Raw genomic sequence first — 22,942 nt, 5'->3', positions numbered from 1 at the left:
AATAATTCAAGTGAATTTGTTTGAAAGAAGAACTTTAAAAGCTTTATTTTCACCCGATAAAATACCCATAAAACAAGAGGAAGCTCATTTGAGCTTCCTCTTGTGAAAAATTGTGGGACAGCAATGGTCTTCGTGGCTGCTTTTTTTACGTCATTTTTTGAGTGAAATACTGCTGGCCATCTTCAAAAATCACCAGATTTTCAGGCCATCTTAAAGCCCCGAGATGATGGGCAAACTCAGCCTGTTGCTGACGATCGCGATAACGCCTGCCCACTGAATAGTCGACACAAAATACATTCTGCTGCTGACCAAACCATTGCAAGGCATCAATATGCTTAAACAGACCGGATTTTTCTTCGGTGGTTTTAAAGTTTCTCCAATAATGGCCAATCACCACAGGTATCCTATCTGTATAACGCTCCCACCATGGCAAACGGTCAATCATACGCCAGCGCCCCCCTGCATAGACTGGACGTTGTGCAATTTTTTCTGCGCCTGAGCTTAAGGTACGAATCGGATTTTGCATCTGGTCGCGTAACTCTTTTTCAGCGATATATTTTAATAAGGGAATACTGGCTGCTGGATCCTTGAATTGTCCCTGATATTGCTGCTGTTCACTCTGGATATATTCATCAAAGCCTAAAGTCTGTAACTCAAGCTCATTTTTCAGGACAAAATGATCATAAGCCTGTCTGATTGAATTAAAAGGAACAGATTTCAATTGTTGAATTGCCTGTGTATCCCAGCAAGCATGCACAATTCTTAAATGGCGTGCATCTAGAGCCAAAGGCAGGCTGTTTAGAAATTCTAGAATCCATGCACGATCCTGAATTGAAGCCTGAACTGAATCAAAAGTTTTGAGATCATCCTGATGCGGTGAACCAAAAAACCAGCCATTGCCTTCCCGTAGCGTATCGGTTAACAAGTTGATTTCATGATTACCCAGAATGCATTGCGCATTGCCATTTTCTATTAAGGTTTTAACCTGTCTGATGACAGCGATACTGTCTGGTCCACGATCACACAGATCCCCGACAAAAATCAGTTTACGCTGTTGAGGATGACGACCTTGCAGATCGTAGCCCAATACTTTTAATAATTGTTGTAGCGCGTCGATCTCACCATGAATATCGCCAACAATATCCACCGGACCATCGAAAGTCTGCTGTATGAATATCTGATTACTCATGGCTCTACCCTACCCAGTTCAATAAAACCTTTTTTTAATATAGCGCTTATACTTTAAATCAATATAACAATTTCAGAATTATTTTTTAATCATTTCGATTATTCAATCAAATAACGATAGATCAGAAACTTAACTGAAATCTCATTTCTTCATTTCTTATCTAAATGTATATCTAAAAACAATAAAAAACCGGCGCCTAAGCACCGGTTTTATTCACTTTACGAGCTTTAAAGCTAGTACAGCCTGATTAAGCGTTTAGTGATTCAATGATTTGGTTCAATGTAGCACTTGGACGCATTACAGCATTTACTTTTGCAGGATCAACTGCATAGTAACCACCGATATCTACAGATTGGCCTTGAACTGCATTCAATTCGCTTACGATCTTCTCTTCATTTTCAGCAAGAGACTGAGCGATCGGTGCAAATTTCGCTTTCAATTCTGCATCTTCGTCTTGCGCTACAAGTTCTTCAGCCCAGAATTTAGCCAGGTAGAAGTGGCTGCCACGGTTGTCTAGCTCGCCAGTACGACGTGATGGAGACTTGTCATTGTCAAGCAATTTACCAGTCGCAGCATCCAGTGTTTTCGCGAGCAGTTTCGCACGTGCATTGTTTTCTTTAATGCCCATTTCTTCCAGAGAAACAGCCAATGCCAAGAACTCACCTAGAGAATCCCAACGTAAGTGGTTTTCTTCTACCAATTGTTGTACGTGTTTAGGCGCAGAACCACCAGCACCAGTTTCGTACATACCGCCACCTGCCATTAGAGGCACGATAGACAGCATTTTCGCAGAAGTACCAAGCTCCATGATTGGGAACAGGTCAGTCAGGTAGTCACGCAGGATGTTACCAGTCACAGAAATCGTATCCAGACCGCGAGCAACACGTTCAAGTGTATAACGCATCGCACGTACTTGAGACATGATTTGGATGTCTAAACCTTCTGTATCGTGGTCTTTCAGGTATGTTTGAACTTTTTTGATCAGTTCGTTTTCGTGTGGACGGTACGGGTCAAGCCAGAAGATTGCTGGCATGCCAGAGTTACGTGCACGAGTTACAGCCAGTTTCACCCAGTCGCGGATCGGTGCGTCTTTCACCTGGCACATACGCCAGATATCACCTTCTTCCACGTTTTGAGACATCAACACTTCACCAGTTTCAAGGTCAGTGATGTTCGCAACACCCGCTTCTGGAATTTCGAAAGTCTTGTCGTGAGAACCGTATTCTTCAGCTTTTTGAGCCATCAGACCAACGTTAGGAACTGTACCCATAGTACGTGGGTCGAAGTTACCATTCCATTTACAGAAGTTGATCATTTCCTGATAAATACGTGCGAATGTAGATTCAGGCATAACTGCTTTACAGTCGTAAGGTTTACCGTCAGCACCCCACATTTTACCGCCAGTACGGATCATTGCAGGCATAGAAGCATCTACAATCACGTCGTTTGGAGAATGGAAGTTGGTAATACCTTTTGCAGAATCAACCATCGCAAGTGCTGGACGGTGTTCTTGACATGCATGAAGATCTTCAATGATTTCTTCACGTAAAGAAGTCGGTAAAGATTCGATTTTTTCGTAAAGACCAGCCATACCGTTGTTTACGTTAATGCCGAGCTCGTCGAATAATTTACCGTGTTTCTCAAACGCATCTTTGTAGTAAATACGCACACAGTGACCGAATACGATCGGGTGTGATACTTTCATCATGGTCGCTTTAACGTGTAAAGAGAACAGGATGCCAGCTTCTTTACAATCTTCTAATTCTTTTTCATAGAAGTCGCAAAGGGCTTTTTTGCTCATGAACATTGAGTCGATGATTTCGCCGTCTTGAAGCGCAACTTTTGGCTTAAGAACGATAGTTTCACCAGACTTGGTGATCAGTTCCATTTTCACATTACGTGCACGGTCTAAAGTCATAGACTTTTCGCCATGGTAGAAGTCGCCTTCTTGCATGTGAGAAACGTGAGTTTGTGACCAAGGTTTCCATTCACCCATAGAATGTGGGTGTTTTTTCGCGTAGTTTTTCACTGCTGTCGGCGCACGACGGTCAGAGTTACCTTCACGAAGTACTGGGTTCACTGCTGAACCTAGGCACTTGCTATAACGCGCTTTAATTGCTTTTTCTTCTTCAGTAGTCGGGTTTTCCGGATAATCAGGCAGTGCATAGCCCTTAGACTGAAGTTCTTTAATGCATGACGTCAACTGAGCAACAGACGCACTAATATTAGGGAGTTTAATGATATTAGTATCTGGGTCCTGAGTAAGACGACCTAATTCTGCCAGGTTATCTGAAACTTTCTGCTCATCGCTTAGATAGTCTGCGAATTCTGCAAGTACGCGTGCGGCTACAGAGATGTCTGTCTTAACAATCTCAACGCCCGCCGGCTTAGTAAAGGTCTCAATGATCGGCAGTAGAGAGTAAGTCGCCAATAATGGCGCCTCGTCGGTCAGTGTGTAAATGATTGTTGACTTTCCACCAGCCATATATAGCCCCTTGCTTTGGATTGAGTTTCTGATCATCAGGCTTTTGGCCTAATTTCAGCGAACCGGTTACTTAAATAAACTTTGAAAGTAGTGGTGCTGGTTGCACCTCAGTCAAAGGAATATCAATACATATTCAACTTTGCCTGAAAAATTCGTAAAAATTGTCAGCGTGATTCACCGACAGCAGTATTCTACGTGAAAATGAACCTTTTTTCGAATCGGCACATTGCCAAACCATGCGATTTGTGCATTAGAAGGTTAATTTGCAGATTTTGCTTAATTTTACCAAAAATTATAATTTAATCTTTATAATTCAATTACTTAAATTAAAAATCAGACAAATTCACCTATAAACTTAATGTGTGCTTAATTCGGTTTTTTGCCATCAATTTTTATCTACATGTTGGGTATCATGAAAATAAATTATCAATGGCCGTAATTTCCATAAGTATGGGTTAAAAAGCGAATTGAAACAGATCTGCTCCTTCCTATCGAAATTTATGATCTGCACCTGATAAATTGAAAGTTGATCCTGAAGACTTAAGACAACCTAAATAATAGTCACCTTTCTACTCTTTGTTCAGTTTAAATTATGTGCATTTTTTTAATTACCTTTACAAACACTGGAAATGTATCGACCGTAATTCAAATAAAAAAAATGGTTCTATTGGTTTAATAGGCTTTAGATAATGCCAGTATGTTGGTTTAATTAATAAGAATCTTCTAATTAAATTTGGGTAGAATGCTGATTAATTTACAATAAGGACTTATTTTATGCTGAATTATTTAGTTAGTTTTTCGACATGGGCTGAGAGCAATTCAGGACAGATTCAGATTCTGATAGGCATATTAGCGCTAAGTCTTGCAATTTTTGGTTATAGACAAATAATTGAACAGATAAAAATTGCAAAAAAACATGAAGATCGTGCAGATGAACAAAGAAAATTTGAATTAAAGATACAATCCCTTAATATGTCACTCATAGCTTTAGATAAAAACGCATTAAAAATAAATAATTTTAAAAAAATATTGAAATTGTCGGAAGGGTCTATCAAATCACTCGATCAGAATAGCGAAGTAATAGAAGGTGATATTCGAAAGTTAATTACACTCACTAAAGAAAAAATTAACCATGCTGAAGAAGTCCAAGAAGATATTTTTGATATGTGTAAGCGTATAAACAGAAAGAGCGCTTTCCATAGTCTAGATGAGCTAACTGCTATATATGATGTATTAATTTCTATAATAAATGATGCAAATAATACTGACTTAATGAGACATCACTTTACGATAACTGAAGATTAACAATCTCATATCACACAAAAATCCTCAGCCTCACTACTCACCCTACCCCATTAACTGAATAAGGCTTTTCGTATGCAGCCTCTAACATGTCAGCAATATCTTCGATCCCGGGTGTAGTAAGTATTTGCCAGCACTTTGATATACGCCCAGTGATCAGGGCCAGCACATCAATCGATAATTTCTATTTATTCACAAAGGGTTGAGTGCTTTATGTCGCGTGTCATAAAAATGAATATCTGGAAGCCCTGCCTTTTGCTTTCTACGTTTCCATATCAACTTAAATGAATTCTCTTTTTGAGGGATTAATATTAAGTCCGTCATATTGAATCAAATCCAGAAGCTCTATAGCCTTTATAGTTAACGGCATATTAAGTGCATCACCATTTTTAGTCTTTGGCAGATGAACATTTCTATCGTAAATATTTTTTATCTTTATACCCATTTCCCCCATCACATTGCAGTTTTAAGTGCAAACCGAAATGTCCATATAACAGAATGATCTGACCTTATTCATAGCATTATTTTATTATCAAAAGATTCAATGTACTTTCTTATTCTTGGCTCAGTTAATTTCATGACGTACTTTCCAACATTCTTGTCGTAACCTTGACGTAAATTAAGCGGTATAATCGGTAAAAAGCAGCGATTTTAAGGATAACGCGGATAAAGATTTTTTATTGTAGGTATAAAAAAAGGGTTTTAAGCTACTGTTTTCGCTTAAAACCCTTATAACATTAGTTTTTGAATCCTGGTAGGTATATCCAGACTCGAACTGGAGACCTCTACGATGTCAACGTAGCGCTCTAACCAACTGAGCTATACACCTAGAATGCTTGGCATATTATAAATTTTTCGATCTCAAAACAAGTCTTTTCATTTAATTTTCAATATATACGTACAAGTTTTAAGCAAATCTTTGAATTGTTTCAGATCTTGGTCTGAGAATTCCCTGCCTGAATAAATTGATTTTTCAAATAGTCTAATTGCTTCAAAGAATACAGACTGATCTTTATCCTGAACTTGCTGAGATAGCCGTAACATCCACTGATGAAAAGTCTCTGCGGGTTGTCTTTTTAATTTTTTTTTCAAAGACTGATTAAACTGCTGAATAGAATGTTCAAAAGGTGACTGTAACTGCCGATTTTTAAAATAGATTTTTAAAATATAAAGCAGTACGAGTATGCCAATACCAGATATTAAAATAATTACGCTGGAATAGACTGAACTTAGGCCCAGTTTCGCTAACCAGCCCTGCTGTGATTCGGCATTATAGCCTACGACCTTACTTTGCCATTGGTAACTTGCATAATCACTCCAGACTCTTAGTTTGGTCAGCCATATATTACGGTGTGATGTCCAGCCAGAATTACTTGCCCATACTCGCTCATCTTGCGAGATTAAATTTTGCATCCCATCATCAATACGTTGCGGGGCTACCATTGCGGTAGGATCAAAACGCTGCCATCTTTGGTCAATCCAGACTTCTGTCCAGGCATGAGCATCCAACTGACGAACTTCCCAACTTTTCCCATCGGGCGCCAATTGTCCGCCTTGATAACCTGTGACCACACGTGCCGGAATTCCAACATATCGCATCAGCATCACGAAACTGGAAGCATAGTGTTCACAAAAACCCTGCCGAAATTTAAACAGAAATTCATCAATCCGGTTTTTACCGAGTACGCCCGGTTTCAGGGTATATACAAAATGATTTTGCTGATACCAGTTTAAGACTGTTCGGATATAACGTCGTGGATCCTCCTCACTTTGTAGATATAAACGCTGTGCCAACTGTTGTGCCTGAGTATCCAAATGGGCTTGAGTCTGGGTATTCAGTCGCTGAACAAATTGCTCCGGTAAAATACTTTCAGTATTTTGACTACCTAGCCATTGCAGATGAATCGGTTCTACTCGTTGGGTTAAACGCCTTGGTACGATACTCCAGTCCTGACGATTATAATAACGGCGTTCCAAAGGCATCGATTTTTCCAGGCCCATCACCCAGAACACAGAAGGATCAGCAGCCAGATATTGGTAATTCCACCCTGATGTGGATACTGGAACAACTTCTCCAGGCTGACGGATTAAAGGCTGTTGATTAATAAAGCTACTGGTCCAGCGCTGTCCATCATATTCATCTAGCACCAATGCCCGCCAATACAACTCTGAACGTGGCGGCAGTTTACTCACATCACCAATAATCCTGAAAGCTAGAGCATTAGATTGAGATAATTCAGCAATATCGCCCGGTGACATACTGTCCCCGATTCCGGTTATACCTTTATTTTCTGGAATTGGGATATGCCAAAGCGGTGGCAAACGCGGAAAGAAAATGAATAACAAAATAAAAAACGGCAGAGCATAAAGCACAAATCTGCCGACATATTTGGCATCTTGCTGTAAGGCTATACGTGGTGATTGCTGACTCTGCTGAAACTCACTGGTCTGAATCCGGTATAAACCGATTAGACAGCTCAATAAGCATATAATAATCACAACAGCCATACCAAAAGACTGGCTATACAGAAATGAACTGGCCGCAACAAAAAGCGCAAAATTAAACAGGATAATCAGATCCCGCCGGTTTTTCGTTTCTAATGATTTGGCAAATAAAAAAGTAGAAAGAACTGCAACACCTGCCTCCACGCCAATAAAACTTTGGTGGCTGAGATAAATACTGCCTAATGCCAAAGCCGTGAGTAGAAAAGTACCTATTTTAGGAAATGGCTTTTGTCGTTTAAGAAAAATCCAGATACACAGTAAGCTAATGCCAAAGATAATGCTGAGCAGCATCGGGATGAAAGCTACTTGGGCCAGGATGATCAAGCCCAGGGTTAGAACAATCGAAACTCGGATTTTTCCATCAATCATAGATTCACCCGTTATGCCTGAGCCAATAATTGTTTAGCCTTACGCAGTTGTTCTTCACCGGCTCCCTGCGGCAATTCTGCCTGAGGTAAATGCAGTGCATATGCACATTGCTGCTGCTCACATTGCTCAATTAGCCCCATCATCAAGCCCAGTTTCTCCTCATGCGACTGGCTAGGCATATGTTCATAATGAATCTCAATGCTATGTTCATCCTGATACTGTTCAAAGACTTTGACATATAAGCCTTGCCCACGTGCAAACTGCTTCCAGGAAACCGCCTGCAATGAGTCTCCAGATTGATAATTTCGTAATTCACGGAACTCATCCATATCCGGTTCAAAGCTATTCTGATAAATCTTGTTTTCCGAAGTATTGTTTTGAGCTTTAGGTGCCACCCAAGCAAACTGATGATGATAAAGATAGGTCCAGGCTCGAACCAGGCCAAAGGGATAAACCGAATAGATCTGAATCACCGGATACTCAAATTTACCGCGACGTTCCGCATAAAATGGTAGCATCCAATGCTGCTTTTGTTCACTCAGATAAACTTTCTCCAGCTGATTGCCGGCCTTGATATACAGATAACGTGGCTGGGCTGTCGCTTGCTGAAAATAAAAATGCAGATTAAGTGCATGACCCACCTGCCCGACGTCTTCAGCAATCATTTCAATATCCAGATCATGCAACTGTTTAAAGGTCAGATAGAAGCTGACACATAGCACTGCACTAATCAGAAAGCAGAAACCTAAAATCAGGTTATTGGCATAGTTCACGCCAGCGATAAAGGTGATAAAAATCAGAACCAGATACAGATAGCCCTGCTGATAAATAAAGACCAGTACATCCTTTTGAGAAAGTCGTTTTTGCTGTGAAAATTGAAAGCGTTTCGCCAGCCAGTTTTGCCAGGTTTTATCCAAGAGCGGACTCCTTTAACTGACTGCGACCTGTTGCATCACATTTAATGTTTCTGCATCGCTCAGCCCCAGACGATGGGCGGCGACTGCCACAAAAACGGCTTGTACATCGTCCGGAGTTACGAAGCTACGTTGCTGAATAATGGCATTCGCCTGTGCTGCACGTTTAAGCGCCAGCAAACCTCGTGTTGATAAGCCTTGGCGTTTCTTACGGGTTTCTTCCGCAAGATCTAGCATATATTCCTGAACCGCTTCACTGATAAAAATCTGCTGGGTCAACTGCTGTAATTCCAGCACTTCATTTTCAGTAAATACATGTGCCAAGCTAGCGATCAAGGCAAAACGGGATTCTTGCTGTAATAACAGTTTTTCAGCATGACGGGATGGATAACCTAAAGACAGACGCATTAAAAAGCGGTCTAGCTGAGATTCAGGCAAGGCATAAGTGCCACTTTGAAATAAGGGGTTCTGGGTCGCGATTACCCAGAATGGCTTAGGCAAAGCATAACGTATCCCATCGACAGTGGCATAGCCTTCTTCCATCGCCTCCAGCAAGGCACTCTGAGTTTTGGGACTGGAACGGTTAATTTCATCTGCCAGCAAAATCTGGGTAAAAATAGGCCCCTGCTTAAACTCGAATTGATGTTCTTTCTGGTTAAACATATTGATACCGATCACATCACTGGCCAGCATGTCATTGGTAAACTGAATTCGCTGAAATTTCAGTCCTGCGAGATGGGCTAGGCTGCTTGCCAATGTTGTCTTGCCCAAACCGGGTAAATCTTCAAACAAGACATGCCCGCCTGCAATCAGACAGCATAGGGCTAATCTGGTCTGTGCATGTTTATCCAGAACAATGGCATTAATTTCTTGGAAAAATTTTTGAATCTTGGGGGCATAATCAGCCAGCTTCTGTTCAAGCTCATCATTGTTGTGCGCAATATCCAGCTTTTCTTTTTGTTTCATGCCCCAGATCACAATATTTTCCCTAATAAAACATGCTGTAGGATTAACATACACTGTTTTTTAAAATTCCCCAAAGATCAGTCATCTGCCGACTTTATTTCTGTAGAATAAATTAGGAATTTTAGAAATTTTATATGATTAAATTTCCTATAAGAGCCAATTGAAGCTTTAAGATTAAAGTTTAGAAAAATTACATTTTGATTGGCATATTTATTAGAGAAAACAGGTTATTAAAAACCTTTGAGATCTGAACTTATACCTAAAAGGTAAAGACTTTTAAAAATTTAAATTCCCAATGTCAAAATAGATCATAATTTTGTTTTATCTTGTTTGAATCCTAAAATTTGCCCATAAAAAAGCGCCCCGAAAGGCGCTCATTTTATTCATCCATTAGCATGGACACTTCTTCATATCTCCACCGGCAGAGGGATAACGCGAATCTACACAGTGACGATAAAATGTTTTAGGGTCCATCGCTTCCAGATCAGGATGGTGCTTTTTCATATGCGCCAGATAGGTCTGATAATCCGGCACACCCACCATCAGGCGGAAACTCTGCTGTAAACGCTGCCACAACGTCGCAATCCGTGACCAGTTTTTCGGGTTCAGGATTAAGTCTTTTTGTGACATCACGGTCATCTTGATGATTTTATAGATAACCGCTTTTCCACCTTTAGCAAACTTCAAGTTCATGCGCTGCTCCTTAATGTCCTTTTGCAGGCTGAATTTCTTCAGGATCGCGATATACTGCTTCTGCTTCATTTACGGTTGGTACCGGGCTCGCCAGGGCACGACGGATCACGCCAATCGCAGCAAATAGCATTACAAACGCTACGATCATGAAGAAGCCACAAAGTGCTGCGTTGATCTGGTTCGACATTGCGACAGTCTGCATTTCAGCCAGGGTTTTCGCTGGTGCCAGAATTTCATTATTCGCAATTGCCGTATTAAAACGCTCTGCCTGTGCCAAGAAACCGATCTTTGGATTTTCATGGAAAATCTTTTGCCAACCGGCTGTCATTGAAGTAATAAACAGGAATACGGTTGGAACAATGGTTACCCACACATATTTCTCTTTCTTCATCTTGAACAGGATGACTGTACCCAGAATCAATGCCATTGCAGCCAGAATCTGGTTACCAATACCGAACAGTGGCCACAAGCTATTAATACCGCCTAATGGATCAACAACGCCCTGATAAACGAAGAAACCCCAGCCAGCCACAGCAACGGCTGTACCCAGCATATTACCGAAGAAGTTATGAGATTGTTTTACCGCAGGAATCACGATACCAACTGTATCCTGAACCATGAAGCGACATGCACGAGTACCCGCATCTACCGCTGTCAAAATGAATAAAGCTTCAAACAGAATTGCAAAGTGATACCAGAAGGCCATCATTTCACGGCTGTTAAAGATTTCGGTAATGATATGCGCCATACCAATCGCGAAAGTTGGTGCACCACCCGTACGTGACAGAATCGAGTTCTCACCTACTTCCTGAGCCAAGAGAGTCAGCGCTTCAGGCGTTACCACAAAACCAAGATTACGTACTGCTTCAGCTGCAGTATCTACGGTTGTACCTAGTAGTGCTGCTGGTGAGTTAATCGCGAAGTACACACCTGGATCAAGAATCGCGGCACAGATCAAAGCCATGATCGCAACAAATGATTCCATCAACATACCGCCATAACCGATTATCCGGATATCGCGTTCGTTGTTGACCAGTTTCGGTGTCGTACCTGAAGAAACCAGTGCGTGGAAACCGGAAATCGCACCGCAGGCAATGGTAATAAACAGGAATGGGAACATTGAACCAGCGAATACTGGGCCTGTACCATCAACAAATTTGGTAATCGCTGGCAATTTCATTTCCGGCATCGCGAACAGAATACCAATCGCCAGACCGGCAATCACACCAATTTTCAGGAAGGTCGATAAATAGTCACGTGGTGCAAGTAATAACCAGACGGGCAATACCGATGCAATAAAACCATAAATGATTAGTGCCCAAGTCAGCTCAGTACCCGTTAAGGTAAATAGCTGCCCCCAGTATGGATGCTGTGCAACGTTTTCACCATAGATAATGCCAAGCATCATCAATACGAAACCAATGATCGAAACTTCTGCAATTTTACCCGGACGGATAAATCGCATGTAGATACCCATGAAGATGGCGATCGGAATCGTAGCTGCAATACTGAATACGCCCCATGGACTATTGGTCAGTGCTTTGACAACCACTAGCGCCAATACTGCTAGGATGATGATCATCACACCCAGCGCACCAAGCATCACGATAATACCAGCAAAGGTACCCAGTTCCTGTTTTGCCATTTCACCCAGTGAACGGCCGTCACGACGGGTAGAAATAAACAGTACCAGGAAGTCCTGTACCGCACCTGCCAGTACCACACCGACCAGTAGCCAGATCGTGCCTGGCAGATAACCCATCTGCGCTGCAAGGATAGGACCGACTAAAGGACCCGCACCGGCAATCGCGGCAAAATGGTGACCGAATAACACGCTTTTATTGGTCGGCACATAATCCAGACCATCACCCAGACGATGTGCGGGTGTTAAACGGCGTGCGTTCAGTTCAAAAACTTTATTGGCAATAAATAAACTGTAGAAACGGTAAGCGATGCTGTACACACAGGCTGCGGCCAGTACCAGCCAGACTGCATTCACATGCTCACCACGACTGAGTGCAAGTATCCCGAAGGAGACTGCCCCGACTATGGCTACCAGGAGCCAGATGATTTTCGAAGTCATGGTTGACTTCTGTTGTAAAGTTTCCATTCAATCCCTCATTTTGTGAAGCATATAAATCAGCGTGATTTTTTTATTCGAGGTACTGCTGTTTTCCCTTGCGACTTTACGCTTGTTCCTTTCGAATTCCTCTAAGACTTTGGCATAAAAAAAGGGATGATTTTAGTCATCCCCTTTGATAATAGTCTATTTTCCGACCATTATGCACGTTCTAAATAGTCACCAGTACGAGTGTCTACACGAACGCTTTCTTCTTGCTGAACGAATAATGGAACACGTACTACTGCACCTGTTTCAAGTTTCGCTGGTTTACCGCCACCGCCAGAAGTATCGCCACGAACACCTGGATCAGTTTCAACAATTTTTAATACTACAAAGTTTGGTGGGCTTACTGTTAAAGGTACGCCATTCCACAACATGATAGTACATTTTTCATTTGAATCGTCTTTTAACCATTTTGCAGCATCGCCCATTGCTGTTTTATCAGCAGCGATCTGTTCAAAGGTTACAGGATCCATGAAGTTCCACATTTCGCCATCGTTGTACAAATATTCCATTTCTACTTCTACGATGTCTGCAGCTTCTAGAGAATCACCAGATTTAAAAGTTTTTTCCAAAACTTTACCACTGCGAAGGTTACGTAATTTAACGCGGTTGAACGCCTGGCCTTTACCTGGTTTAACGTATTCGTTTTCCATGATTGAACATGGGTTACCATCAAGCATAACCTTCAGGCCAGACTTGAAATCGTTCGTAGAATAATAGGCCATGATTGGCTCACTCCAAACTTACTAACTTTAAGCTATTGATGCTATGGGCTGTTGCAATGTCATTTAGCAAGTCTGACACGAACATGAGTTGCCACATGCACATTCATTTAATGTTGCGTATTCTAAATGAGCAATACACCAAGTCGCAACGAAAAAATCGGTTTTAACTTGCTGACACTGCTTAACTTAACATCAGCTATTCCAATACTGGTGCACAACCAGTCTTCTAAGCACATAAAAGTCTCTATGCTTTTGCATACCATAGCAAACTGATCGTGTTTAGAGAAATTTTAGCCAGCTTTCACATTCCCATCTGTAGACAAACTGCTAAACTGCGCACTTCTGGCTATCGCCTTCATCTTTTTTTGATCTTCCGGCATGACACAGTATTTATATCAAGAAGCAAATTGGCAATCGCAACTGAGCGACCTGATCACCGATCCACAGGAATTACTGCAAATTCTACAGCTTTCTCCAGATCAGCTGTTATCTGGTGCTCTGATGGCCTCTCAAGCCTTTAAATTACGTGTGCCACGAGCTTTTGTTTCCAGAATGCAGCCAGGCAATCCTTTAGATCCACTTTTATTACAAGTGTTACCGCATCATCTGGAACTGGAAGACCATCCGGGATTTGTCACCGATCCCCTAGGTGAAGAACAGGCCAATCAGCAGCCTGGTGTTCTACATAAATACAAGTCACGTTTTCTACTGACCTTGACCGGTGCCTGTGCAGTCCACTGTCGTTACTGTTTCCGACGCCATTTCCCCTATCAGGAAAACCTGCCTAAAAATGAGGACTGGATCAATATCAAACAATATCTGGAAAGCCAGCCAGATATTAATGAAGTAATTCTAAGCGGCGGCGATCCACTGACCTTATCTAACCGAAAATTAAAAACCTGGATTGAACGACTAGAATCGGTACCACATCTCAAATTTTTAAGAATACATTCACGAGTTCCTATTGTGATCCCAAACCGGATCGACGAAGAGCTACTAAGCATGTTAAAAAACAGTAGGCTACGTATTATTCTAGTGGTACACTCGAACCATGCATCAGAGCTGGATGACCTGACCTGTAAGCAGCTTAATCAGCTGGTTCAGCATCAGATCACGGTACTCAATCAGGCAGTTTTATTAAAAGGGGTTAATGATTCTGCTCAAGTTTTGATTGATTTAAGCTATCGCTTGTTTGATGCTGGCGTGATGCCCTATTATTTACATGTACTTGATAAAGTAAAAGGTGCGCATCATTTTGATTTACCTGCTGAGCACATCAATGAGATTTATACAGAAGTTTTAGCGAACCTACCGGGGTATCTGGTTCCTAAACTAGTTCGAGAAATAGCGGGCGAGAAGAATAAGACACCGCTTTTTGGGGTTTCAACATTTTTGAGTTAAATAATAAAGATGAGTAAGCATACTGCAGACATTTTTCAGACAACGGCTGAACTCACCATAGAACAGCTAAGTTTTTGTCCCACAAATGCCAAAGCATTGCAGGAATGGGTCGCAGGAATTTCAATCCTGCAATTGGGGAATTCATCCAAGTCTCTGTTCAGTGCTTTACTGGAAATTTCCGAACTGAAATGTGCGGAAACCTTGCGTTTTGACCTGATTCAGGTATTGCACCCTACCCTTGAAAATGTTTTGGCCAGTCTTGAGAAACATTTCGTCAATCAGGGTCTGATCACGACAGATCGCAATGACCAGATTATTGAGCTGGCTATGCTGTTACGCAGCTATTTTGCCAAAATCTATATAGATATTGCCAAACGCTGTAATCATCAGCTGAATCATCAAAAGTTTTCACTATTTTCCCTGGGCAAAAAGAAAAGCCTACAAAGTGCCCGGATGGTGTCTATTTACTATGGCCTGCAACAGTTAAGCCTGCTGCTCTATCAACAGCATATGCTGTATAGCACACCTGGCGCCGGTCAGTGGTTGGCAGCACATCAGTTGCTTGAATGTGCGATGGAAAATAATTTCTATCAGACCAACATCAATCAGGTTCTTGGCACCCAGCACGAAATCCAGAATATTACCCAAGCCTATGCACGACTGATTTTGCTGGATATTTTCAATACCCATCAGATCCGCCCAGCTGAGATTCAGGGATTATATTTATGCAGTGCGGACTGGGCGAAACTGGTTCAGATTCTGCCAAAAGAAACCACACTGTCACGTTATGTGGTTGATGCCAGCAAAGATCATCCGCCTTTACTGAATTCTCATCAGGGTCAGCATTTCCAGCCAAGTTTCTATATTTCGACACAAAACCTGATGGAACACCTGACCGGCACGCAAAGCAAAAATGCCCAGTATCTGTCACGTAATGAAAAGCTGTTCCTGACACCTGCCCTGCATTTTCATATCTATAACCTGCTTTCGAATAATGTCGAACGCCGTCATGAACGTTATGAATATTCCGCACAGATCAATATCTGCTTTGGCTTAACGGTGGCGCATTTTTATCTGTCTAAGGGTAAAAACTTTAATGAAACGCTGGAACTGGAAGGCAATTATGGTTTCCAGAGTGAAAGCAGTTTTGTCAGCTCAATGCATAATGCCGTTCCAAGCGGATTCAGCAGTATCAAGGCGCTCGATCGCGAAGCCAAACAGATTCATACCGCTGAGGTTCTCGATATCAGTGTCAATGGTTACCGGATTAAATGGTCAGGTATCACGCCTGCCAATCTGAAAACTGGCGAATTTATTCTGGTTCAGGAAAAATCTCAAAGCCAGTGGCGTGGCGGTGTCATTCGCTGGATCAAACAGTCAGCAGATAAAAGTCTGGAAATTGGTCTGGAAATTCTGGCACAGGAACTGTTCCCTTGCGCAGTTTATGCCCGTACCGACAAACACAGTATCAATTATCAGCCAGCTATTCTGGTACAGATGACCCAGCTCGATCAGGTCTCAACCAGTATTATTGTCTCTGGCTCACAAATGTTTAGGGAAAAACAGACCATTCATTTACGTCTTGGCCAAAAAGAACTCAGAATCTACCTGACCAAGGCACAGCTCATTACACAAAGTTTTATCCGTTTCGACTATGAATTATTAAATGATCAAGAAGAAGATGTCATCGAAAACTTTATACATAAGCAATTGAATGAAACTAGAAATCACGATTTATGGGAAGCATTGAAGTGAGAAATCCATTATTGTCTAAAAAGTTAAAACGTACTGAAACACGTTTACTGATCATTGATGATAATCAAATTAGATATAACCAAATCCGTGATCTCTTAACCAGTAATGAATATCAGGTCGACGCCGTTCTGCTTGATGATCTGCAATCTTTTGAAAAACAGTTAAACTTTAACTGGGACCTGATTATTTTTGGTCGTGCGTATGATCTGAAATATGAACAGGCCTTAAGTCTGGTTCAACTTTCGCAGCAACCTGATCTTCCTATTCTTTTGTTAAAACCAGAAGATTATCAGGCTGAACAATATGCCCAGTATATCCGTAAAGGCATTTTTGACATTCTGAATCTGGATTATCCAGACCGCTTCTTCCTGAATCTGGTACGTGCCCTTTCCTTTAGCCGTACCATGCAAGCCCAGCGCCATTTAATGGAAGAACTGGAAACTGCACAAAGCCAGGCACAATCACTGGTAGAAGACAGTAACCGTGCAGTCGCAACCATTCAGGAAGGCATTCATATTCAGGCCAATGCCGATTATCTCAAACTGTTTGGACTCAAAAGCGAGGACGATATTATCGGTCTGCCACTTTTAGACCTATTACAGCCGCAAGATTTAAATGATTTTAAATCCCGCTTTAAAAAGATTTCTCAGGGTCAGTTTGATTTAGGCCGTTTTGATATTACTTCTTCGAATCCAAATGTGGCTGCTGCCAACCCGCTAAAACTGGAATTTCTGGCATCTAGCGCTGAAGAAGATGCACTTCAAATCACGATTGATACAGCGACTAATCAGGCGAGTGCCTCTTCTGAAAAAGTTGCAAACAAGCCAAATACCTTACAGTCACTTAAGCGTGAACTCAATCGTGAACCGGCCAAAGCCAATGCATTGATCACGTTCTCCTTTGCTGCGTATGAGCCGCAAGTCCTGAATGGTGATTGGGCGACCTACATAGGTTATTTCCATGAAGTTAAGAAATTTCTAAAAGAGCAGGTTCGTATTCCACTCTTTAAACTGGAACATGATGTTCTGGTGGGGATCATTCAGGCAGATGCGCAAGACATTCTGGAATCCAAACTTGTTGGGTTAGGTTCATTGACCAAACCACAGCTTATTACAGTGAATCAGCAAACTTATCCGCTCAATCTACGCATCGGTTATACCCTGCTTGACGGTGAGTTGCGTGATGAAAGCCATTGTAATGAATTAGTCGGTCGGGCCTTCTCTACTCCTTTACCACAAGCACAAAAAACGTCTGAATTTGTTCTGGATATTCCTGCAACGACTCAGGAATCGATTTCAATGCCGAGCATTGACTTCACGGTTTCAGAACCCGTTATTCCAGCGTCTGAGTCCATACCGGTCAGTCCGGCAGTCAGCACTGTACCACTCACAACCTCTCCAGTATTAAAAGCACTGCGTGAATGTCTGGAACGTGGTGAAATTCATCTGAAATATCAACAGCTCTATGATAAAGAAGATACCAACCTCTATATGTATGAGGTGACTAGTGGCTTTATCTTTGAAAATAAATGGCAGGATATTTCTTCCTTGATGGAACTTAATGAAGATGATGAATTGTCTATTAAACTGGATCGTTGGATTCTGGTTGAATCAAGCAAGCAGTTGCACAACTTTATTACCCAGTATCCGGATGCCCGTTTAATCGTGAACCTGAACCGTGCGGTGCTATTTAAAGACCGTACTTTCCCTGAATTTATTTCCAAACTAATTACCATTATTCGCAGTAAAGTCGAGCATCCTTTAACTTTACAGTTCTCTGAAGAGGATATCCTGATGAACCAGCAGGATGCGCAGAAATATCTACGTACTTTACGTGAACATGGCGCGCGGATTGCGATTCGTAACTTTGGTCACTCAATGTATAGTGAAACCTTGCTACGTGAGTTCGATATCAATGGTCTGAGCCTGGATAGCAAACTGACCAAGATGCTGAACAATGATGCTGAAATTGAACAGTTACAGGAAAAAATCACCACGTACAATGAAATCAAACCAGTGAATATCATGATTCGTGAACTGAATGACATGACCTTATTTGCGAATGCCTGGAACGTCGATGCCCGCTTTATTCAGGGTGATTATTTCCAGAAAAAACTGGATCATCTGATTGATGTACAAGACCACTAAGGTCTTGTACTCGCCTTTCAATCTAGAAACGTGAAATGATTTTCTAAATTGCAGGTACAAAAAAACGGGCATAAAGCCCGTTTTTTCATTTTGGGTATTAACGTTTAACAGAACGTGACATACCAGCAAAACGTTGTTTGAACTTGTCGATACGGCCGCCAGTGTCAACGTTCTTTTGCTTACCAGTGTAGAATGGGTGGCAAGCTGAGCATACGTCTAGGTAAAGAGTTTCTTTACCAACAGCTGAACGAGTTTCGATTACGTTACCACATGAACAAGTAGCAACTAGTTTTTCGTATTTTGGGTGAATATCGGCGCGCATCGTCGATTACTCCATTAAGATGAAAGAAGGTTTTGCTGTCATCGCAATTGATCACTCTCAAATATTGAGGAAGGGCCAGAATCAGGATTCAGGCAGATCAACACCACAACAGACCATTCTTTTGGCCCACCGAGACGGATACCGTCAGAGCTAAGCACAACAAGTTGGGCAGTATTATACGGCAAACAAAAGCAATAAGCGAATTATTCTTCTGTATGTACCGCCTGTTTGGCCCAGAGATTCGCAATCACACCGCAGGCCATGAGCTGGATTTGATGAAAAATCATAATCGGTAAAACAATCATGCCAAGTGGCTGACCTATAAACAGAATCTGTGCCATCGGTACACCACTGGCGAGTGTTTTTTTGGAACCGCAAAAGAACACCGTTTTTTGGTCGGCACGATTAAAGCCCAGCCAGCGTGGGATAAATAATGACAACAGCATTACGATGGTCAATAAAACCGAACATGCCAGCAGCAGCAAGAGCAAAGTACTTAAGCTGACTTCACGCCAAAGCCCAGCCACCACCGCACTGCTAAACGCCCCATAAACCACCATCAGAATTGAGCCCTGATCGAATACCTTGACGATCTTGGGCATTTTCTGCATTTTTGGGAAAATCCAGGGACGCAGTAACTGACCTAAAATAAAAGGCACCAATAACAGCAGCGTAATCTGTAGAATCGATGCTGTCGGATCAAAGTCATGCTGGGATTGTCCAAGGATAAAGAATGCGACCAGCATCGGTGTAATAAACATCCCGATAATATTAGAAAATGAAGCACTACAGATTGCACCGGCAATATTCCCTTGAGCCACTGAGGTAAAGGCGATCGAAGACTGTACAGTTGATGGCAGGAAGCACATAAACAGGAATCCCCAATATAATTCCTGCCCCAGCATTGGTAATAATATCGGCTTTGCCAGCAAGCCTAAAATTGGAAAAAGTGCAAAGGTCAAGGCAAAGACCAAAGTGTGTAATTTCCAGTGCATCAAGCCTTCAATTACGGCTTCACGCGAAAGCTTGGCACCATGCAGGAAAAACAGGATCGCAATGGCTGCTGTCGTAATCCAGCTAAAGACTTCAGCTGCCTGCCCTGACACTGGCAATACACTGGCCAGTAACACCATAACAAAGAGCAAGATCGTAAAGCGGTCCAATGCCAGCAGTTTAAGCATCTGATGTCCTTCCCTCAAAATTTTATTATTCGATAAAAAATACCCGGCTATCTTAACAGATGCCGGGTCCATGTTATGCATTCAGATTGAAGGAATATTTTCATCCATACATGAATACATTTCACATATATCGCTTTATAACACTTAGTTATTACGTGCGTTGTTGTCTTGCTGGATTAGCTCGATTTTATAGCCGTCTGGATCTTCCACAAATGCAATGACAGTGACACCGCCTTTCATTGGGCCAGCTTCACGAACAACATTGCCACCACGTGCCTTGATTTCTTCACATGCTTTATAAGCATCATCTACCGCAATCGCAATATGACCGTAGCCATTGCCCAGGTCATAGCTTTCTGTATCCCAGTTATGGGTCAGTTCGAGCACAGTGTGATTTTCCTCATCGCCATAACCCACAAAAGCCAAGGTAAAACGACCTTCTTCATAATCACGCTTACGAAGTAAAGTCATACCAAGAACTTCAGTATAGAACTTGAGTGATTGTTCCAGATTGCCTACACGTAACATGGTATGCAGCATGCGCATATTAATCATCCTTATTTACAGATTGTTTTTGGTGTTCACCGAGCAATTTTGCCACCCAAACGACCAGAATCAGGATTGGAATCCCGATTAAAGTGGTCATCAGGAAGAAATTCGGATAACCGATATTGGTCACTATAGTACCCGAATATCCACCTAAAATCTTAGGAGTCAAGGTCATGAGTGAGCTAAAAATAGCATACTGAACAGCGGTAAAGGACACACTGGTCAGACTGGACAGGAAGGCAATAAAAGCAGCGCCTGCGAGACCTGCGGCCAGATTATCGACAATAATTGCAAAATATAGCCACCATGAACTATACGGTTTAATCACCTTACCTTGAATTTCAACATTCTCGCCTGTTCCAATTGTAATCGGCTGAATATCAATATCCATCGGATTGGCCTGAGTCTGCGACAAGTCCACAGCATATGAATGCTGCTGGGTCACTATTGGCTGCTCCTGCTGCATTAAGCTTGCATTGATTCGCTTCACAGGTGCAGTAATCAGTTTCTCGGCAGGAATAGCAGCACTAAAGACACGCTCTTCATCCAGCTTGGCATCGAATTTATCGCCATTCAGCTCTAATACAACTTTTTGCTCTGCAGTTAAATCCGGCCCTAGATACTGACCGCGAACCACGATGCTATTCTCCTGCTCATTGGCACTGATCAGGTTATCTGTGGTAACAGGCAGAAGCTGTAATTGTGCTGCTTGCGAAGCATTCTGTTGCAGATAAGGCAGGTTGACTTGTACTGCATCTGCCGGATGATTCAGATAATGTGCACGAACCTGAATCTGTTCGGCCTCTTTAAAAGCAGTAGTGGGTACATTCAGTTTCCAATAACCGACTTCATCTGTATCTGCTCGAAAGGTTTGCTGACCTACCTGAACTTCGACCTGCCCCAGCTTTTCACCAGACTTTACTAAGCCAATAAAAATCAGATTGGTTGAACAGGCCAAAATCGCGCCTACAAACATCAGTTTCATGATGTTCATTTTCTGAGCCAGCAAGCCACCTAAAAAACCGCCAAGCAGGGAGAAAATTACCCCATACACTTTCACAGCTTCAGCAATCTGTTCCTTGCTAAAATTCAGATCCTGATAGAACACATTGGAAATCACACCGGCAATAATATCGGAGACCCTATAAAAACCGATCAACAATAACAACACCAAAGCCAGTTTTAAGCCATAGCGATCAAAGAAATCTGCTACGGGATTGACCCAGGTTTCGAATGCCATTTGCTTATTCACAGCACCCATTTTGACCAGAATCGTACCCACACCGAAAGCGACAGCACCTGAACCGATAAAGCGTAAAGCCTCAAAACAGAACAAGGCAAAAGTATCCTGAATTGCCCACTGTGCAGTGATACTAGATACCAAGTCACCGGAATAGACATAGCTCAGAACAAAGCTGATAACTGCCACAAAAAACACGCCGACGAGACAGAAATAATCACTGCGCTGATAATCTTTACGTGCTCGATCCACTTGAGGCTCACGGATGACCAGTGTGGTAATAATCCCGACCAGCATAACCGCTGCCATCGCCAGATAAGTCCATTTCCAGGCATCATAAATATAGTTGCCTTTGGCCGTACCTAAATACGCCGCCAGAAACAGAGCCCCAGCCCCAGCCACAATCATCCCGATCCGGTAACCCGCGTTATAGGTGGAAGCCAGTACGGTCTGCATCTGGGTTTCGGCCAGCTCGATACGGTAAGCATCAATGACAATATCCTGTGTTGCCGCCGAGAACCCTAGCAGTACTGCACCCAATGCCATCTGCTGTAAATGTGCCTGCCCCAATGCCGGATCTGAAAAAGCCATAATTGAAATCGCAGTTACAATCAGGATCTGAGCAATCAATAGCCAGGCTCTTCGTCTACCCAAAGCTTTAGTCAAAAATGGGACAGGTAATTCATCGATGAGTGGCGCCCAGACGAACTTGAATGAATAGCCCAGTGCAGCCCAGCTGAAAAAGGTCACGGCACTTTTACTGATTCCGGCTTCACCAAGCCATAAAGACAAACTGGAAAAGATCAAAAGAATCGGGACACCGGCTGAAAATCCGAGAAACAGCATGATCAGGGCACGTCGATCCAGAAATGCTGTAAATGCGGATTTCCAACCCGTCGTTTGTGTTGTCATTGCCTTGTTATTTTCCACGAAAACCAATTGCTGCTATTCAATCCTTTAATAACGTATCTTTCAACAAAATTTATATATTTCTCGCATGCCCGATTTTTTATTTTGTGGCAAAACTGACATGTTGGCTTGAATTTTTCAAGTAAATCTGTATACCTTAAACCT

Annotated in this window: 16 protein-coding genes and 1 tRNA gene; 4 read left to right on the top strand and 13 right to left on the bottom strand. The window is 42.2% G+C overall.

The genetic code is table 11. From position 1 onward, the window contains the following. Nucleotides 1–145: 145 nt before the first annotated feature. Nucleotides 146–1,189: a metallophosphoesterase gene (locus FTV12_RS11675; RefSeq protein WP_180034095.1), complete on the bottom strand. Its 1,044-nt coding sequence runs from the start codon at nucleotides 1,187–1,189 to the stop codon at nucleotides 146–148. Between the two features lie 247 nt (nucleotides 1,190–1,436). Next, nucleotides 1,437–3,674, bottom strand: coding sequence for an NADP-dependent isocitrate dehydrogenase (locus FTV12_RS11670; RefSeq protein ID WP_034170011.1), 2,238 nt, complete (start codon nucleotides 3,672–3,674; stop codon nucleotides 1,437–1,439). A 774-nt stretch (nucleotides 3,675–4,448) separates the two neighbouring features. On the opposite strand from FTV12_RS11670, the gene FTV12_RS11665 reads away from it, so the two are divergent. Next, nucleotides 4,449–4,979, top strand: a complete 531-nt coding sequence (locus FTV12_RS11665) for a hypothetical protein (protein WP_180034094.1) — start codon at nucleotides 4,449–4,451, stop codon at nucleotides 4,977–4,979. Between the two features lie 749 nt (nucleotides 4,980–5,728). Here the strand turns inward: FTV12_RS11665 and FTV12_RS11660 are convergent. The 7 genes from FTV12_RS11660 to efp all read right to left on the bottom strand — a co-directional run bounded on the left by FTV12_RS11660 (nucleotide 5,729) and on the right by efp (nucleotide 13,273). Next, nucleotides 5,729–5,805: transfer RNA gene (locus FTV12_RS11660), tRNA-Val, on the bottom strand. A gap of 47 nt (nucleotides 5,806–5,852) precedes the next feature. Further along, nucleotides 5,853–7,850: a DUF3488 and transglutaminase-like domain-containing protein gene (locus tag FTV12_RS11655; RefSeq protein ID WP_180034093.1), complete on the bottom strand. Its 1,998-nt coding sequence runs from the start codon at nucleotides 7,848–7,850 to the stop codon at nucleotides 5,853–5,855. A gap of 11 nt (nucleotides 7,851–7,861) precedes the next feature. Then, complete coding sequence (locus FTV12_RS11650; RefSeq protein WP_180034092.1) at nucleotides 7,862–8,767, bottom strand: DUF58 domain-containing protein; 906 nt, start codon at nucleotides 8,765–8,767, stop codon at nucleotides 7,862–7,864. A gap of 12 nt (nucleotides 8,768–8,779) precedes the next feature. Beyond that, on the bottom strand, nucleotides 8,780–9,730 hold the full coding sequence (locus FTV12_RS11645; RefSeq protein WP_125278423.1) for a MoxR family ATPase: 951 nt from the start codon (nucleotides 9,728–9,730) through the stop codon (nucleotides 8,780–8,782). A 390-nt stretch (nucleotides 9,731–10,120) separates the two neighbouring features. Next, nucleotides 10,121–10,423: a YbdD/YjiX family protein gene (locus FTV12_RS11640; protein WP_004782606.1), complete on the bottom strand. Its 303-nt coding sequence runs from the start codon at nucleotides 10,421–10,423 to the stop codon at nucleotides 10,121–10,123. A gap of 10 nt (nucleotides 10,424–10,433) precedes the next feature. Beyond that, nucleotides 10,434–12,533 (bottom strand): carbon starvation CstA family protein, encoded by a 2,100-nt coding sequence (locus FTV12_RS11635; RefSeq protein WP_034702078.1) that lies wholly within the window; start codon nucleotides 12,531–12,533, stop codon nucleotides 10,434–10,436. Nucleotides 12,534–12,703: 170 nt separating this feature from the next. Continuing rightward, a complete protein-coding gene (efp, locus tag FTV12_RS11630; RefSeq protein ID WP_004782608.1) occupies nucleotides 12,704–13,273 on the bottom strand; it encodes an elongation factor P in 570 nt (189 codons plus the stop codon). 378 nt (nucleotides 13,274–13,651) lie between these two features. Here efp and epmB point away from each other — a divergent pair, with 378 nt between their 5' ends. The 3 genes from epmB to FTV12_RS11615 are packed head-to-tail and all read left to right on the top strand — an operon-like array spanning nucleotide 13,652 to nucleotide 18,576. Beyond that, entirely contained in the window at nucleotides 13,652–14,674 is a 1,023-nt protein-coding gene (gene epmB / locus FTV12_RS11625) for an EF-P beta-lysylation protein EpmB (RefSeq protein WP_180034091.1), read from the top strand. Nucleotides 14,675–14,683: 9 nt separating this feature from the next. Then, nucleotides 14,684–16,429 (top strand): GTPase, encoded by a 1,746-nt coding sequence (locus tag FTV12_RS11620; RefSeq protein ID WP_179992265.1) that lies wholly within the window; start codon nucleotides 14,684–14,686, stop codon nucleotides 16,427–16,429. Beyond that, a complete protein-coding gene (locus tag FTV12_RS11615; RefSeq protein WP_004782613.1) occupies nucleotides 16,411–18,576 on the top strand; it encodes an EAL domain-containing protein in 2,166 nt (721 codons plus the stop codon). The genes FTV12_RS11620 and FTV12_RS11615 overlap by 19 nt, the downstream gene beginning before the upstream one ends. Nucleotides 18,577–18,673: 97 nt before the next feature. Here FTV12_RS11615 and rpmE read toward each other — a convergent pair whose 3' ends face one another. The 4 genes from rpmE to FTV12_RS11595 all read right to left on the bottom strand — a co-directional run bounded on the left by rpmE (nucleotide 18,674) and on the right by FTV12_RS11595 (nucleotide 22,780). Then, a complete protein-coding gene (gene rpmE, locus FTV12_RS11610; RefSeq protein ID WP_004782616.1) occupies nucleotides 18,674–18,898 on the bottom strand; it encodes a 50S ribosomal protein L31 in 225 nt (74 codons plus the stop codon). Nucleotides 18,899–19,101: 203 nt separating this feature from the next. Beyond that, entirely contained in the window at nucleotides 19,102–20,079 is a 978-nt protein-coding gene (locus FTV12_RS11605; protein WP_179992263.1) for a bile acid:sodium symporter family protein, read from the bottom strand. Between the two features lie 144 nt (nucleotides 20,080–20,223). Continuing rightward, nucleotides 20,224–20,625, bottom strand: coding sequence for a lactoylglutathione lyase (gene gloA / locus FTV12_RS11600; protein ID WP_004782618.1), 402 nt, complete (start codon nucleotides 20,623–20,625; stop codon nucleotides 20,224–20,226). 1 nt (nucleotide 20,626) lies between these two features. After that, complete coding sequence (locus tag FTV12_RS11595) at nucleotides 20,627–22,780, bottom strand: MFS transporter (protein WP_180034090.1); 2,154 nt, start codon at nucleotides 22,778–22,780, stop codon at nucleotides 20,627–20,629. Nucleotides 22,781–22,942 lie beyond the last annotated feature (162 nt).

Source organism: Acinetobacter sp. YH12233 (genome assembly GCF_013417725.1).
GTDB lineage: Bacteria > Pseudomonadota > Gammaproteobacteria > Pseudomonadales > Moraxellaceae > Acinetobacter.
Note: the sequence above shows the minus strand (reverse complement) of the source record. Positions and strands in the feature narration are given on the sequence as shown.

Coding starts and splice junctions, on each gene's coding strand:
- FTV12_RS11675 (WP_180034095.1), bottom strand. CDS start 1,189: ATGAGTAATCAGATATTCATACAGCAGACTTTCGATGGTCCGGTGGAT.
- FTV12_RS11670 (WP_034170011.1), bottom strand. CDS start 3,674: ATGGCTGGTGGAAAGTCAACAATCATTTACACACTGACCGACGAGGCG.
- FTV12_RS11665 (WP_180034094.1), top strand. CDS start 4,449: ATGCTGAATTATTTAGTTAGTTTTTCGACATGGGCTGAGAGCAATTCA.
- FTV12_RS11655 (WP_180034093.1), bottom strand. CDS start 7,850: ATGATTGATGGAAAAATCCGAGTTTCGATTGTTCTAACCCTGGGCTTG.
- FTV12_RS11645 (WP_125278423.1), bottom strand. CDS start 9,730: ATGAAACAAAAAGAAAAGCTGGATATTGCGCACAACAATGATGAGCTT.
- FTV12_RS11640 (WP_004782606.1), bottom strand. CDS start 10,423: ATGAACTTGAAGTTTGCTAAAGGTGGAAAAGCGGTTATCTATAAAATC.
- FTV12_RS11635 (WP_034702078.1), bottom strand. CDS start 12,533: ATGGAAACTTTACAACAGAAGTCAACCATGACTTCGAAAATCATCTGG.
- efp (WP_004782608.1), bottom strand. CDS start 13,273: ATGGCCTATTATTCTACGAACGATTTCAAGTCTGGCCTGAAGGTTATG.
- epmB (WP_180034091.1), top strand. CDS start 13,652: ATGACACAGTATTTATATCAAGAAGCAAATTGGCAATCGCAACTGAGC.
- FTV12_RS11620 (WP_179992265.1), top strand. CDS start 14,684: ATGAGTAAGCATACTGCAGACATTTTTCAGACAACGGCTGAACTCACC.
- FTV12_RS11615 (WP_004782613.1), top strand. CDS start 16,411: ATGGGAAGCATTGAAGTGAGAAATCCATTATTGTCTAAAAAGTTAAAA.
- rpmE (WP_004782616.1), bottom strand. CDS start 18,898: ATGCGCGCCGATATTCACCCAAAATACGAAAAACTAGTTGCTACTTGT.
- FTV12_RS11605 (WP_179992263.1), bottom strand. CDS start 20,079: ATGCTTAAACTGCTGGCATTGGACCGCTTTACGATCTTGCTCTTTGTT.
- gloA (WP_004782618.1), bottom strand. CDS start 20,625: ATGCGCATGCTGCATACCATGTTACGTGTAGGCAATCTGGAACAATCA.
- FTV12_RS11595 (WP_180034090.1), bottom strand. CDS start 22,780: ATGACAACACAAACGACGGGTTGGAAATCCGCATTTACAGCATTTCTG.